Origin of the sequence: Micromonospora chalcea (assembly GCF_028768405.1) — a bacterium.
Lineage (GTDB): Bacteria > Actinomycetota > Actinomycetes > Mycobacteriales > Micromonosporaceae > Micromonospora > Micromonospora chalcea.
Genome location: NZ_CP118233.1, coordinates 6423528 through 6436592 on the forward strand (window position 1 = coordinate 6423528; position 13065 = coordinate 6436592).

16 protein-coding genes are annotated in these 13065 nt (G+C 73.4%); 10 read left to right on the forward strand and 6 right to left on the reverse strand.

Going from position 1 to position 13065, the window contains the following annotated elements; all coding sequences use genetic code 11:
• Positions 1 to 14 precede the first annotated feature (14 nt).
• The 3 genes from PVK74_RS29160 (at position 15) to PVK74_RS29170 (ending at position 2837) form a co-directional block, all read left to right on the forward strand.
• Complete coding sequence (locus PVK74_RS29160) at positions 15 to 233, forward strand: DUF3039 domain-containing protein (RefSeq protein ID WP_030502976.1); 219 nt, start codon at positions 15 to 17, stop codon at positions 231 to 233.
• Between the two features lie 40 nt (positions 234 to 273).
• On the forward strand, positions 274 to 924 hold the full coding sequence (locus tag PVK74_RS29165; RefSeq protein ID WP_043325688.1) for a trimeric intracellular cation channel family protein: 651 nt from the start codon (positions 274 to 276) through the stop codon (positions 922 to 924).
• 191 nt (positions 925 to 1115) lie between these two features.
• Positions 1116 to 2837, forward strand: a complete 1722-nt coding sequence (locus tag PVK74_RS29170) for a DEAD/DEAH box helicase (RefSeq protein ID WP_043325686.1) — start codon at positions 1116 to 1118, stop codon at positions 2835 to 2837.
• A gap of 151 nt (positions 2838 to 2988) precedes the next feature.
• Here the strand turns inward: PVK74_RS29170 and PVK74_RS29175 are convergent, their stop codons facing one another.
• Both PVK74_RS29175 and PVK74_RS29180 read right to left on the reverse strand, forming a co-directional pair.
• Entirely contained in the window at positions 2989 to 3222 is a 234-nt protein-coding gene (locus PVK74_RS29175) for a DUF7455 domain-containing protein (RefSeq protein WP_013284786.1), read from the reverse strand.
• 244 nt (positions 3223 to 3466) lie between these two features.
• Complete coding sequence (locus PVK74_RS29180) at positions 3467 to 5071, reverse strand: RNA polymerase sigma factor (RefSeq protein WP_064447138.1); 1605 nt, start codon at positions 5069 to 5071, stop codon at positions 3467 to 3469.
• Positions 5072 to 5358: 287 nt separating this feature from the next.
• Here PVK74_RS29180 and PVK74_RS29185 point away from each other — a divergent pair, with 287 nt between their 5' ends.
• The gene (locus PVK74_RS29185; protein WP_043325683.1) at positions 5359 to 6180 is read left to right on the forward strand and encodes an inositol monophosphatase family protein; all 822 of its coding nucleotides are present in this window, start codon (positions 5359 to 5361) and stop codon (positions 6178 to 6180) included.
• 71 nt (positions 6181 to 6251) lie between these two features.
• On the opposite strand, the gene PVK74_RS29190 is transcribed toward PVK74_RS29185, so the two are convergent.
• A complete protein-coding gene (locus PVK74_RS29190; protein ID WP_181373764.1) occupies positions 6252 to 6767 on the reverse strand; it encodes a LytR C-terminal domain-containing protein in 516 nt (171 codons plus the stop codon).
• 439 nt (positions 6768 to 7206) lie between these two features.
• Between PVK74_RS29190 and PVK74_RS29195 the strand changes: the two genes are divergently transcribed.
• Together PVK74_RS29195 and PVK74_RS29200 are read left to right on the forward strand one after the other, a co-directional pair.
• Positions 7207 to 7503, forward strand: coding sequence for a DUF4193 domain-containing protein (locus tag PVK74_RS29195; protein WP_013284790.1), 297 nt, complete (start codon positions 7207 to 7209; stop codon positions 7501 to 7503).
• A gap of 137 nt (positions 7504 to 7640) precedes the next feature.
• Positions 7641 to 8582, forward strand: coding sequence for a hypothetical protein (locus PVK74_RS29200; RefSeq protein WP_374111472.1), 942 nt, complete (start codon positions 7641 to 7643; stop codon positions 8580 to 8582).
• 62 nt (positions 8583 to 8644) lie between these two features.
• On the opposite strand, the gene PVK74_RS29205 is transcribed toward PVK74_RS29200, so the two are convergent.
• Complete coding sequence (locus PVK74_RS29205) at positions 8645 to 9136, reverse strand: DUF3093 domain-containing protein (RefSeq protein ID WP_064447141.1); 492 nt, start codon at positions 9134 to 9136, stop codon at positions 8645 to 8647.
• 85 nt (positions 9137 to 9221) lie between these two features.
• On the opposite strand from PVK74_RS29205, the gene dut reads away from it, so the two are divergent.
• The 4 genes from dut (at position 9222) to PVK74_RS29225 (ending at position 11598) form a co-directional block, all read left to right on the forward strand.
• Complete coding sequence (gene dut / locus PVK74_RS29210; RefSeq protein ID WP_030502984.1) at positions 9222 to 9719, forward strand: dUTP diphosphatase; 498 nt, start codon at positions 9222 to 9224, stop codon at positions 9717 to 9719.
• Between the two features lie 25 nt (positions 9720 to 9744).
• Entirely contained in the window at positions 9745 to 10368 is a 624-nt protein-coding gene (locus PVK74_RS29215; RefSeq protein WP_043325677.1) for a DUF3710 domain-containing protein, read from the forward strand.
• Positions 10369 to 10540: 172 nt separating this feature from the next.
• The gene (locus tag PVK74_RS29220) at positions 10541 to 10921 is read left to right on the forward strand and encodes an OB-fold nucleic acid binding domain-containing protein (RefSeq protein WP_043325675.1); all 381 of its coding nucleotides are present in this window, start codon (positions 10541 to 10543) and stop codon (positions 10919 to 10921) included.
• A complete protein-coding gene (locus PVK74_RS29225) occupies positions 10918 to 11598 on the forward strand; it encodes a DUF3159 domain-containing protein (RefSeq protein ID WP_069089369.1) in 681 nt (226 codons plus the stop codon). Before PVK74_RS29220 ends, PVK74_RS29225 begins: the two co-directional genes overlap by 4 nt.
• Before the next feature lie 7 nt (positions 11599 to 11605).
• Here the strand turns inward: PVK74_RS29225 and PVK74_RS29230 are convergent, their stop codons facing one another.
• Both PVK74_RS29230 and PVK74_RS29235 read right to left on the reverse strand, forming a co-directional pair.
• Positions 11606 to 12289: a potassium channel family protein gene (locus PVK74_RS29230; protein ID WP_043325670.1), complete on the reverse strand. Its 684-nt coding sequence runs from the start codon at positions 12287 to 12289 to the stop codon at positions 11606 to 11608.
• Between the two features lie 3 nt (positions 12290 to 12292).
• The gene (locus PVK74_RS29235; protein WP_043325668.1) at positions 12293 to 12958 is read right to left on the reverse strand and encodes a potassium channel family protein; all 666 of its coding nucleotides are present in this window, start codon (positions 12956 to 12958) and stop codon (positions 12293 to 12295) included.
• Positions 12959 to 13065: the final 107 nt, after the last annotated feature.

Below are 13065 nucleotides of genomic sequence, written 5' to 3' on the forward strand. Positions count from 1 at the left end.
CCGGAGGTGGAGTCGTGAGCACAGAGGTTCTCGAGCGTCCCGAGCTGAAGGACGCGGACACTGGTCCGGAGATGTTCCACTACGTCCGTAAGGAGAAGATCGCTGAGAGTGCCGTCATGGGCACCTTCGTGGTCGCGCTCTGCGGCGAGACGTTCCCGGTCACCAAGGCGGCCAAGCCCGGCTCGCCGGTGTGCCCGAAGTGCAAGGAGATCTACGACTCGTACGCCGAGTGACAGCGGGCGGCTCCGCCGCCCCTCGACGTAACCTGCGGCGGTGACCACCTCCACCGCCCTGCTTGTCGCCGACCTCACCGGCGTGGCGGTCTTCGCCGCCTCCGGCGCCTCCGCGGCGGTGGCGAAACGGCTCGACCTGTTCGGCGTCGTCTTCGTCGGCGTGGTCGCCGCGCTCGGCGGAGGAATCTTCCGTGACCTGGCGATCGACGAGGTGCCCCCGCTGGCGTTCGCCGACTGGCGGTACGCCGCCACCGCGTCCGTCACCGCCGCCGCCGTGTTCTGGCTTCACCCGCAGCTCGCCCGGCTGCGCACCACGGTGCTGGTGCTCGACGCCGCCGGCCTCGGCCTGTTCACCGTCATCGGCACGCTCAAGGCCCTCGACGCCGCCGTGCCCCCGGTCGGCGCCTGCATGATCGGCATGCTCACCGCGATCGGTGGCGGGCTGGGCCGCGACCTGCTCACCGGCGAGATCCCGGTGGTGCTGCGCCGGGAGATCTACGCCCTCGCCGCGCTCGCCGGCGCGGTCACCGTGGCGCTGCTGTCGGCGTCCGGACAGGCGACCGCCGTGCCGCTCACCGCCGCCGCCCTGCTCGTGTTCGGGCTGCGCCTGATCGCGCTGCGCCGGCGCTGGTCCGCGCCGGTGGCGACGCTGCGGCCGCCGCGCACCGGCACCCGGGGACCACTGCCCTGACCCGCTTCCCACCGGGGTGGGCGGATGTGACAGGCGTGGCGTCGAGTGGGGCGTACGGCCCGCGCTGGTTATGCTGAGTCCGCCTTCGCGGCACCGGATGCGCGAGGGCGTTTTCATGGGCGGCGGCTCCCGTGGCCCCGGTCGGGCCCGCCGCCGTCCGCGGCGGAGAGGAGCTACGCGTGCCACCGCGGATGCCGGCGCTCGACACGTTCCCGCCCCTGCGCGCCTGGCAACGCAAGGCGCTCGTGGAATACCTGCGCCGCCGGACCGAGGACTTCACCGCGGTCGCCACGCCCGGCGCCGGTAAGACCACGTTCGCGCTGCGCATCGCCGCCGAGCTGCTCGCCGACGGCACCGTCGAGGCGGTCACCGTGGTCGCGCCGACCGAGCACCTGAAGACCCAGTGGGCGCAGGCCGCCGCCCGGGTCGGCATCCAGCTCGACGCCGCGTTCCGCAACGCCGACCTGCACTCCGCCGCCGACTTCCACGGCGCGGTGGTCACGTACGCGCAGGTGGGCATGGCGCCGCAGGTGCACCGGCGGCGCACCATGACCCGACGCACGCTGGTCATCCTCGACGAGATCCACCACGCCGGCGACTCGCGTACCTGGGGCGACGGCGTCAAGGCCGCCTTCGAGCCCGCGGTACGCCGGCTGATGCTCACCGGCACGCCGTTCCGCTCCGACGACAATCCGATCCCGTTCGTCAGCTACGAGCGCGGCGGCGACGGGCTGCTGCGCTCCCGCGCCGACTCGGTCTACGGCTACTCCGACGCGCTGCGCGAGGGCGTGGTCCGGCCGGTGCTGTTCCTGGCGTACTCGGGGGAGACCCGGTGGCGCACCAACGCCGGTGAGGAGCTGGCGGCCCGCCTCGGCGAGCCGATGACGCAGGACCTGATCGCCCAGGCGTGGCGTACCGCGCTGGACCCGGCCGGCGACTGGATGCCGCAGGTGCTGCGCGCCGCCGACGCCCGGCTCAGCGTGCTGCGCGACAACGGCATGCCCGACGCGGGTGGCCTGGTCATCGCCAGCGACCAGCAGGTGGCCCGCGCGTACGCGAAGCTGCTGGAGCAGGTGACCGGTGAGAAGGCCGCCGTGGTGCTCTCCGACGACCAGGGCGCGTCCGCGCGGATCGCGACGTTCGCCGCCTCGCAGCAACGGTGGCTGGTAGCGGTGCGGATGGTGTCCGAGGGCGTCGACATCCCCCGGCTCGCGGTCGGCGTGTACGCGACGAGTGCCAGCACCCCGCTGTACTTCGCGCAGGCGATCGGCCGGTTCGTCCGGGCCCGCCGTCCCGGTGAGACCGCGTCGGTGTTCCTGCCCAGCGTGCCGCACCTGCTGGGGCTGGCGAGCGAGATGGAGGCCGAGCGGGACCACGTGCTCGGCAAGCCGAAGGACCGCGAGGGCTTCGACGACGACCTGCTGGAGCGCGCCCAGCGCGACGACGGCGCCAGTGGCGAGCTGGAGAAGCGCTTCGCCGCGCTCTCCGCGACCGCCGAGCTGGACCAGGTCATCTTCGACGGCGCGTCGTTCGGCACCGCCGCCCAGGCCGGTACGCCGGAGGAGGAGGAATATCTCGGCCTGCCCGGTCTGCTCACCGCCGACCAGGTCTCGCTGCTGCTGACCAAGCGGCAGGCCGAGCAGCTCGCCGCGCAGAAGCGCCGGGCCGCCCAGCGGACCGCTGAGCCGGCCGCTGCGGCCCCGGCGGCGGCGCCCCCACCGATGAGTGCCGCCCAGCGCCGGGTGGCGCTACGGCGGCAGCTGAACGCTCTGGTGGCCGCCCGGCACCACCACACCGGCCAGCCGCACGGCAAGATCCACGCCGAGCTGCGCCGGATCTGCGGCGGCCCACCCAGCGCGCAGGCGACGATCGAGCAGCTCGAAGAGCGCATCGCCACCGTGCAGACCCTGTAAGGAAGGGCCCCCTGTTAACGCCTCCGGTAGAGCAGGGGCCCCTTCTTAACACCGGGCGGCGCAGGCGGCACCGGCACGAAAAACCGGCCGGAGGCGACCCGTGTGGGTGCCTCCGGCCGGTTATGTCGTGATGTGGATTTCCTGTCGGACCTCAGTTCGCCATGAGATCGGCGCCACGCCAGCTGAACTCCGGGTCCGACGCGTAGCGCACGGTGATCTTCACGAGATCCTCCGCGTACTTGTTCGCGTGGTGCCCACAGAACACCAGCTCACTCCCACCCGCCAGAGTGATCCGGAGCTTGCCGGCAGCATTGCAGCGGTCGCACCGTTCATCGGCGGCCGGGGGGCTCACCGTCTCGGGCGGCGGCGTGAGGGTCGGGGTCATCGCCTTCCTCCTCTGGTCGTCACCGATGAACACTCTCTTCGGTTGCTCACCTATCGTGCAACACCCATCTCGGGCCCTGCCTTCCCTGTGTGCCCGCGGGGGACCGAGGTCACACATGGCGTGGGGGACAGTGTGCCGTGCACCAAGGGTGCCACGTCAACGATCACAAACAGGCAACCGATCGATCACTGATGAGTGTTCTACGGCTGGTGATCAAACCGGCACGAATTGTTGACGTACGCGGTCAGTCCAGGTAGTCGCGGAGCACCTGGGAACGCGAGGGGTGCCGCAACTTGGACATGGTCTTCGATTCGATCTGCCGGATGCGTTCCCGGGTCACGCCGTACACCTGGCCGATCTCGTCCAGGGTGCGCGGCTGACCGTCGGTGAGGCCGAAGCGCAGGCGCACCACGCCCGCCTCACGCTCGGACAGCGTCTGGAGGACCTGCTGGAGCTGGTCCTGCAGCAGCGAGAACGACACCGCGTCGACGGCGACGACCGCCTCGGAGTCCTCGATGAAGTCGCCGAGCTGGCTGTCACCCTCGTCACCGATGGTCTGGTCGAGCGAGATGGGCTCCCGGGCGTACTGCTGGATCTCCAGCACCTTCTCCGGTGTGATGTCCATCTCCTTGGCCAGCTCCTCCGGGGTGGGCTCGCGGCCCAGGTCCTGGAGCAGCTCGCGCTGGATCCGGCCGAGCTTGTTGATCACCTCGACCATGTGCACCGGGATGCGGATGGTGCGGGCCTGGTCGGCCATGGCGCGGGTGATGGCCTGGCGGATCCACCAGGTGGCGTAGGTGGAGAACTTGTAGCCCTTGGTGTAGTCGAACTTCTCGACGGCGCGGATGAGGCCGAGGTTGCCTTCCTGGATGAGGTCGAGGAAGGCCATGCCGCGACCGGTGTAGCGCTTGGCCAGCGAGACCACCAGGCGGAGGTTGGCCTCCAGCAGGTGGTTCTTGGCGCGCTCGCCGTCCCGGGAGATCCACATCAGGTCGCGCTGCAGGTCGCGGACCAGCTTCTCCTCGCCCTCGTCGGCGGCGCGCAGCCGCTCGGCGGCGTAGAGGCCGGCCTCGATCCGCTTGGCCAGCTCGACCTCCTGCTCGGCGTTGAGCAGCGGAACCTTGCCGATCTGCTTGAGGTACGCCCGCACGGAGTCGGCGGAGGCGGTCAGCTCGGCGTCCCGGCGCGCCTGCTTGAGCGCCTCGGACTCCTCGTCGTCCCACTCGAAGTCGTTGTCGGTGGCGGAGCTGGCCGCGTCGGCCTCGGCGGCCTGGGTCAGCTCGGCCGGCTCCTCGACCACCACGTCCTCGATCTCGGCGGCCAGCTCCTCCGGGTCGATCTCGCCGTCGGGGCCCTCCGCCTTGCCGCCGGCCTTCCCCGGCTTCGCCGCGGCGGTCTTGGCGGCCACCGTGGCCTTGGTGGCGCGGGTCGCCTTGGTGGCCTTCGCCGGGGCGGCGGCCTTGGCGACGTCGGCCGTGGTGGCCTTGCGCGCGGTCGCCTTCCGGGGGGCCGGGGCGGCGGGCGCCTCCTCGGCGGCCGGCGCCTGCTTCGGGGCGGGCGCGGCGGCCTTCTTCGTGGTCTTGGCGGTGGTCGCGCGGGAGGCCGGGGTGGCGGACCGGGCGGCGGCGACGCGGCGGCGGGTGCTCGCCGAGCCGTCCACCACCACCGTCACGCCCGCCTCGGAGAGCGCGCGGAGGATCTTCTTGGCCTGGGCCGGGGTCACCTCAGCGGACTCGACGGTGCGCGCGAGCTGGGCCGACGTGAGCTGACCGCCGGCGCTCTGCGCGTGGGCGATCAGGGTGTCGGTGAGCGAGCGAACGTCGGCGCCGGTCTGGCGGGGATCTGTCACGAAGACCTTCCGGAGGCGAAAAGAGCGAGCACGGCCGGGTCGTCCGGCGCAGCATGGGACGGCCGTGCCGGGCGAGTCGTTGAGGACCCCCGTGTCCCGGGCCGTCCGGTCGCTGGCGGTCCGTGGCGCGTGGGCAGGGTGAATTGTAACGCCGTCTGCCGCGATCATCCCGCGCCGCACGGCGGACCGGCGGTCCGGGACCGCCGAATCGGCGCAGATGTGGACTTTGTAAGGATGATACCCGCGCACGGGTGGGCCGGTCCCGATCGTGCGGGAAGGGGACAAACATGATCACCGCGACGCCTACGGCGCGGGAGTTGCTCACGATCGCGGTCGAGGTGGCCCGGGAGGCCGCCGCCACCGCGTACCGGATGCGGGTCGAGGGTGTCTCGGTGGCCGCGACGAAGAGCACGGTGACCGACGTGGTCACCGCCGCCGACCGGGCGGTGGAGCGGCAGGTGCTGGCCGCGCTGCGGCAGCGGCGGCCGGGCGACGCGGTGCTGGGCGAGGAGTACGGCGCGGGGGAGACCGGCCCCGCCGGCGCCGACGGGGTGCGCTGGATCCTCGACCCGATCGACGGCACCGTCAACTACCTGTACGGGCTGCCCTACTGCGCGGTCTCGCTGGCCGCTGAGGTGGCCGGCGAGGTGGTCGCCGGGGTGGTCCGCAACGTCGTCACCGGCGAGGAGTGGACCGCGACGCTCGGCGGCGGCGCCTGGCGCGACGGGCAGCGGCTGAGCGGCTCGACCGCGACCGATCTCGGCCAGGCGCTCGTGGCCACCGGCTTCGGCTACGACGCCGGCCGCCGGGCCCACCAGGCGCGGGTGGTGACGGAGCTGATCCCGCACATCCGGGACATCCGCCGGATGGGCGCCGCCGCGCTCGACCTCTGCCTGGCCGCCGAGGGGCGGGTGGATGCGTACTACGAGAAGGGCCTGGCCGACTGGGACCTGGCCGCCGGCGGGCTGGTCGCCCGGGAGGCCGGGCTGCTGGTGACCGGCCTGTCCGGCCGCCCGGCCGGACCGGACCTGGTGCTCGCCGCGCCGCCGGCGCTGCACGGGCCGCTGCACGCCCGGCTGGTCGACCTGGACGCCTCCGGCGGGCCGTGACCTGCCCCGCACACGCGACAGGGCGGCCCTCCCGGAGGAGGACCGCCCTGCGTCGTCGGGCCGCCGGCCGCCTACTTCTCGACCGGCTTCGGGCAGGTCTCCGGCGGCGCCTGCGGGGCGCCCAGGTCGCCGAGCGACTGGTTGACCTCGGTGGTGGTGGCGAGCTGCTGGAACTGGTTGCCCAGGACCACGTCGACCACGTCGTCCTTGCGGTTCGCGTCGAACTTCTGGCTGGCCTCGTTCAGGAAGTACGCGCGCAGCAGGTGCGCCGACCCCACGGCGTTGGGACCGAACCGCAACTCGGCCACGCCGTCGAACGCCTTCTTCTCGTTGCCGACCTTCTTGACCTGGAACTTGCGGTTGCGGAAGTCGTCCGCGACGCTGCCGGCCCGGCCGGCCTCGTCGGTGGCGTTGTAGACGTTGATCTTGACGTCCTTCTGCTCCCGCAGCCGCAGGTCGACCAGCGGCCAGCCGTCCGGGCAGGCGGCCGCCGTACCGGCTGTGCCCTGACTGTCCTTCAACACGGCGACGACCACGACGACCAGGGCGACGACCGCCAGCAGTCCGACGACAACGAGTGCCCGCACTCGCGCAAAACTCATCCTGGGCGCTCCCCGGACAGTGATTGGGTGGTGGCGGGCGACGCGGTCGGGCCGCGACCGGTCGGCCGTCCAGTACGCCGCTGAGGTTAACCGTTGTCCGGCTCAGGCGTGGAAACAGTCCGACATACCGGCGCGCCACGCGGTGAACCGGTAGGACTACCCCTATCTTCGTGTCGCCTGAGTCACATTGGGAACAACTTCGGGCGCCGAGGCGTACATCTCCCCCGCGAGGGCGGTATACATGCCTCGCCCACAGGGGGGGTAAGGTTCCGCGCTCACCGGGGGCATTTCGCACCGGCGAGCCCGGCCCACCGCTCGTCGGGTCGGGTGCCCGACAGAGATGGTGGCCGGTCAGGGGAACCGAAACGGCGTCGTCCGGCGTTACAACCGGCAGCGACAATATCGATATTGGAGAGTGAAACCGATGGCCACCGACTACGACGCCCCGCGTCGCGACGAGGTCGACCTCGGCGAGGACAGCCTCGAAGAGCTCAAGGCCCGGCGGGTCGACTCACAGTCGGGCGCCGTGGACGTCGACGAGGCCGAGGTGGCCGAGAGCTTCGAGCTGCCCGGCGCCGACCTGGCCGACGAGGAGCTCACGGTCAAGGTCCTTCCGATGCAGCAGGACGAGTTCCGGTGCGCCCGCTGCTTCCTGGTCCACCACCGCAGCCAGCTGGCGGTCGAGCGCAACGGCGACCTGATCTGCCGCGAGTGCGTCTGATCCCGACCGGGGACACCGGCGGCGGCCTCCTCGACGGGGCCGCCGCTGTTCGAGCCGCCGCCGTGCGCCGGTGGCCGGTTGCTGCTTGACTCGTTACGGGCGGCTGCCACGCCGCGCGGAGCAAGGAGGGCGGACGGGTGAGCGAGCGCAGCGAGGGGACCGGCGCCGACCGGACCCCGGCTCCAGCGGCGAGACCGGCACCGACCGGGCCGGATGCGACACCGACCGGCTCCGCCGTGCCCGCACCTGGCGGCTCCACCGTGCCGCCGGCCTCCACCGAACTCGCCGCGACGGCGGCCACTACCGGCTCCGGTTCGACGTCCGGTGAGCCGGGCGCGGACGCCGGGGAACTCGGCGCGACGGTCGCCGCCCTGACCGCCGACGACATCGCCCCGGCCCGCCGGCGGCAACTGCTGACCCGGCTGGTCGGGCAGGCCCGCGCCCGGGGGATCACCGACCTGTTCAAGCCGAGGGCGGCGGTGCGCTGGATGACCGACACGGTCGCCGAGATCGCCCCGCACGTGCCGATCCGCGACCTCGCCACGCTGCGGCGGCACTTCCCCGGCCTGGACGACGACGCGCTCGCCGACCGGCTGGTCCGCAACGCGTCCCGGGCCACCGCCGGGGTCGGCGCGGCCGGCGGCGGAGTGGCAGCTGTCGAGTGGGCGGTGACGCCCACGCTGCTCTCCGCCCCCGTCCTGCTGGCCGCCGAGACGGTCGCGGTGGTGGCGATCGAGCTGAAACTCATCGGCGAGCTGCACGAGGTCCACCGGGTGCCGCTGCCGGCCGGCGGCACCGGCCGCGCGGTGTCGCTGGTGCAGTCCTGGGCCACCCAGCGCGGGGTCAACCCGATGATGCCGGGCGTCGGAGTGAGCGCGGTGCTCGGCACCGCCGCCCGCCGCGAGCTGCGGGACAGTCTGATGCGCCGATTCGGGCGCAACCTCACCACGCTCGGGCCGTTCCTGACCGGCGCCGCCGTGGCCGGCTACCTCAACCGCCGGGCCACCCGCGCGCTCGGCGAGCAACTGCGCAAGGACCTGCGGCGGACCGCCCGGGCACTGCCGGACAAGCCGTCCTGACCGGCGTCGGACCGGCCGTTCGCGGGCGGCGTCGGGTCAGGCCGCCTCGGGGCGGCGTCGGATCAGGCCGCGTCGCGGGCGGCCAGGACGGCGGCCGCCAGCTGGACCGGGTGCCGGGTGCTGACCACCCAGAACGGGGTCGGGTCCTCCGGGTCGTCCAGCACCACCTGCACGGCGCCGTCGATCCACGGACGCTGCACCACGAAGGCCAGCGGGTCGGAGCCGACGCCGAGCACCTCGCGCCGGCCGGCAGCGTCCAGCGGCACCACGTCCGCGACGTACCGCACCGGGAGGTGGGCGTCGTCCACCCGCAGCTCGCCGTCGCGCACCTCGACCCGGATCCGGCCCAGCCACCACAGGGCGGCCACCGCGGCGGGGATCAGCAGCACGAACGGCAGCCAGGCGCGGACGCCGGTCGCGCCCATCCACAGTTCGACCGCGAGCAGCGCGGCCGCGGCCAGCCCGAGCGGCCAGGCCCACCAGGGCAGGCCGAGGCGCTCCGCGTACGGCGCGGCGGTGGCCGGCGGCGCGGCCGGAGATGACGACTGACGCACACTGACGAGGGTACGGCGCGTCGCGGGCCCGGCAACCGGCAGGATGACAGGGCACCCCCGCAGGACCGGACGGAAGAGGATGACCGTGACAGACGTCGTACCCGTGCCCGTGCGGCTGCTCGACCCGGAGCTGCCGCTGCCGGCGTACGCCCATCCCGGTGACGCCGGCGCGGACCTGGTGGCCGCCGCGGACGTCGAGCTGCCCCCCGGCGGCCGGGCCCTGGTGCCCACCGGCGTGTCGGTGGCGCTGCCCGACGGGTACGTCGGGCTGGTCCACCCCCGATCCGGTCTGGCGGCGAGGCTCGGCGTGACGGTGCTCAACGCGCCCGGTACGGTCGACGCCGGCTACCGGGGTGAGATCCTGGTCAACCTGATCAACCACGATCGGGACACGCCAGCCAAGATCAGCCGGGGCGACCGCATCGCGCAACTGGTGGTCCAGCGGGTCGCCCGGGCCGAGTTCCGGCCGGTGGCCGAGCTGCCCGCGTCCCGGCGTGGCACGGGCGGGCACGGGTCCACCGGTGGGCACGCCGGCCTGGTCCCGGCGCCGTCCGGCGGGCAGAGCGAAGAGGTGGCAGGGTGAGTGCGAACAGCGGAGGGTGGGCGCAGTGATCTTCTCCCGGAAGCGGGCCGACGAGGCGCGTGACAATGGGGTCCTCGACGCCGAGGAGACCCCGTCGGCGCCGGACCGCGGGCCGTACGACGTCAGCGAGGCCCCCGACGCGCCCCGGCTCGACCTGGGCAGCCTCCAGATCCCGGCGGTGCCGGACGTGGAGGTGCGCGTCCAGGCCGACCCGCAGGGCGTGATCCAGCAGGTGGTGCTGGTGCACGGGCAGAGCGCGCTGCAGCTCGGCGTCTTCGCCGCGCCCCGCTCCGAGGGCATCTGGGACGAGGTGCGCGAGGAGATCCGCCAGTCGCTCGTCGCCGACGGCGCCACCGTCCAGGAGGTCGACGGGGAGCGCGGTCCCGAGCTGCGCGCCCGGGTGCGTACCCCGGACGGCCCGACCGACCTGCGCTTCGTCGGCATCGACGGCCCGCGCTGGATGGTGCGCGGCGTCTTCCAGGGCCTCGCGGCCACCGAGGCGGCCACCGCCGGGCCGCTGACGGCCTGCCTGGACGGCCTGGTGGTCGACCGCGGGCAGGAGGCCAAGCCGGTGCGCGAGCCGCTGCCGCTGCGGCTGCCCCGCGAGGTCGCCGAGCAGCAGGCCGCCGCCGAGCAGCAGGAGGTCTGATCCACACGTGCCCGGGCCCGGCGTCGAACGGCGCCGGGCCCGCGGCGTGCCGGCGTCCCGGGCGGCGGTACGCGTACCACGGCGCTCCCGCCGGCGGGCCGTGTCGGCGTACTCTGGCGGGACGGTTCCGCCACCAGCGGGGCCCCGCTGTGGAGAGGGTGACGCGGAGGTCATGACGACCGACGAGAGCCGGGGGTCGCTGCGGCGGCTCCTGCACCGGCTCACCGCCAGCGAGGCCGAGATCGAGGCGCAGGAGCTGCGCCGGGAGAGCGCCGAGTCCGGCGGCACGCCGGCCCGCCAGTGCAACAGGGGCCAGGTGGTGTCGGTGGCCGGGCGGCTGCGCACCGTCGTCTACACGCCGCGCACGAACCTGCCCACGCTGGAGGCGGACCTCTACGACGGCACCGACGTCGTCACGCTGGTCTGGCTGGGCCGTCGGCACATCGCCGGGATCGAGCCGGGCCGGCACCTGACCGCGCGCGGCCGGGTGGCGGTGCGTGACGACCGCAAGGTGATCTACAACCCGTACTACGAGCTGGAGTCGCCGAAGTGACGACCGGACAGCAGCACACCCCGTCGGGTCTCGGCCCGCAGGACGAGGAGCGGCTGCCCAGCCTCGCCGAGCAGATGGCCGACCAGCTCGGCGGATGGCGCGGGCTGGTCGAGTCGAGCATCCCGGTGGTGGTCTTCGTGGTCGCCAACGTGATCGGCGAGCTGCGCCCCGCCGTGTACGCCTCGGTGGCGGTGGCGCTGCTGATCGCCGGCCTGCGGCTGGCCCAGCGCAAGCCGGTGCGGCACGCGGTGAACGGCCTGTTCGGCGTCGGCATCGGCGCGCTGCTGGCCCTGCGTACCGGCGACGAGCGCGACTTCTACCTGCCCGGCATCCTCTACGGCATCGGCTACGGCCTGGCGCTGCTGCTCTCGGCCGCGATCCGGCAGCCGCTGGTCGGCTGGATCTGGTCGGTGCTGGTCGCCAAGGGCCGCTCCGAGTGGCGTGACGACCCCAAGCTGGTCCGCACCTTCACCCAGCTCACCGTGCTGTGGGGCGTGGTGTGGCTGGCCAAGGTCGGCGTACAGGCCGGGCTCTACCTGGCCCACCAGGACACCGCGCTTGGCGTGGCCCGGCTCGCGCTGGGCTACCCGCCGTACGCGCTGCTGCTGCTGATCACCGTTTGGGTGGTGCGCCGGGTCACCCGGGAGGGCGCGCCCACCCCGCTGCCGGGCGCCTAAGGCCGCTTCAGGAACGGTGGCGGTCCGCGCTGGCCGGGCCGAGGATCACCGCGCGTACGTCGTCCTCCACCGCGGCGGTGCAGACGAACACCAGCTCGTCGCCGGCCTCGATCGGGTCGTCCGGGGTGGGCACCAGCACCCGCTTGCCGCGCACGATCGCCACCAGCGCCGCGTCCCGGGGGATCGGCACCGCGTGGATCGCCTGTCCCACGTAGGGCGCGGTCGGCGGCAGGGTGATCTCGACCAGGTTCGCCTCGCCCTGCCGGAACGTCATCAGCCGGACCAGGTCGCCGACGGTGACCGCCTCCTCGACCAGCGCCGCCATCACGCGCGGCTTGCTGACCGCGACGTCGACGCCCCACTGCTCGGTGAACAGCCACTCGTTCTCCGCCCGGTTCACCCGGGCCACCACGCGGGGCACCGCGAACTCGGTCTTGGCCAGCAGCGACACCACGAGGTTGACCTTGTCGTCGCCGGTGGCCGCGACGACCACGTCGCACCCGGCCACGTCGGCCTCCTCCAGGCTGGCCAGCTCGCACGCGTCGGCGAGCACCCAGTCGGCGGCGGGCACCCGGTCGGGCCGCAGCATCTTCGGCTGCCGCTCGATCAGCATCACCTGGTGGCCGTTGTCGATCAGCTCCTGGGCGATCGAGCGGCCCACGTTGCCGGCGCCGGCGATGGCGATCCGCATGGCTCAGTGCCCCCCTTCCGGCGGCGCCGCCGCCACCGACGTGACCGGGCCGTTGATGTCGTCGGTCACCAGCATGAAGACCTGGTCGCCCTCCTGCACCACGGTGGAGGCGGTGGGCAGGGTGCCGATGCCGAACCGGTTCAGGTAGGCCACCCGGGCGCCGGCGGCCTGCTCCAGCTGCCGCAGCGGCCGGCCGATCCAGTCCTTGTGCACCGGCACCTCCATGATCGACACGGTGCTGGTCGGGTCGCGGAAGATCTCCACGTTGCCCTCGGGGACCAGGTGGCGCAGCATCCGGTCGGCCGTCCACCGGACGGTTGCCACGGTGGGGATGCCCAGCCGCTCGTAGACCTGCGCCCGGCGCTGGTCGTAGATGCGGGCCGCGACCCGGGACACGCCGAACGTCTCCCGCGCCAGCCGGGCCGAGATGATGTTGGAGTTGTCACCGCTGGAGACCGCCGCGAACGCGTCGGCCCGCTCGATGCCGGCCTGGCGCAGCACCTCGCCGTCGAAGCCCGCGCCGGTCACGGTGATGCCGGCGAAGTCCGGCCCGAGACGGCGGAACGCGTCCGCGTCCTGGTCGATCACCGCCACCGAGTGGCCGCGCGACTCCAGGCTGTGGGCCAGGGTCGACCCGACCCGGCCGCAGCCCATGATCACCACATGCACGGTGTCCGCTCCTCCCACGGCGCCGCCCGCCGACCCGTCGCCTGCGAGCCTGCCACGTCCCCCTGCCGGACGGGGGACCGAACCGTACCGCGCGGACGCACGCGGGG

Excerpts from the sequence above, each read along its gene's own strand:
- PVK74_RS29195 (WP_013284790.1), top strand. The coding sequence starts at position 7,207 with ATGGCCACCGACTACGACGCCCCGCGTCGCGACGAGGTCGACCTCGGC.
- PVK74_RS29170 (WP_043325686.1), top strand. The coding sequence starts at position 1,116 with ATGCCGGCGCTCGACACGTTCCCGCCCCTGCGCGCCTGGCAACGCAAG.
- PVK74_RS29185 (WP_043325683.1), top strand. The coding sequence starts at position 5,359 with ATGATCACCGCGACGCCTACGGCGCGGGAGTTGCTCACGATCGCGGTC.
- PVK74_RS29220 (WP_043325675.1), top strand. The coding sequence starts at position 10,541 with ATGACGACCGACGAGAGCCGGGGGTCGCTGCGGCGGCTCCTGCACCGG.
- PVK74_RS29175 (WP_013284786.1), bottom strand. The coding sequence starts at position 3,222 with ATGACCCCGACCCTCACGCCGCCGCCCGAGACGGTGAGCCCCCCGGCC.
- PVK74_RS29230 (WP_043325670.1), bottom strand. The coding sequence starts at position 12,289 with ATGCGGATCGCCATCGCCGGCGCCGGCAACGTGGGCCGCTCGATCGCC.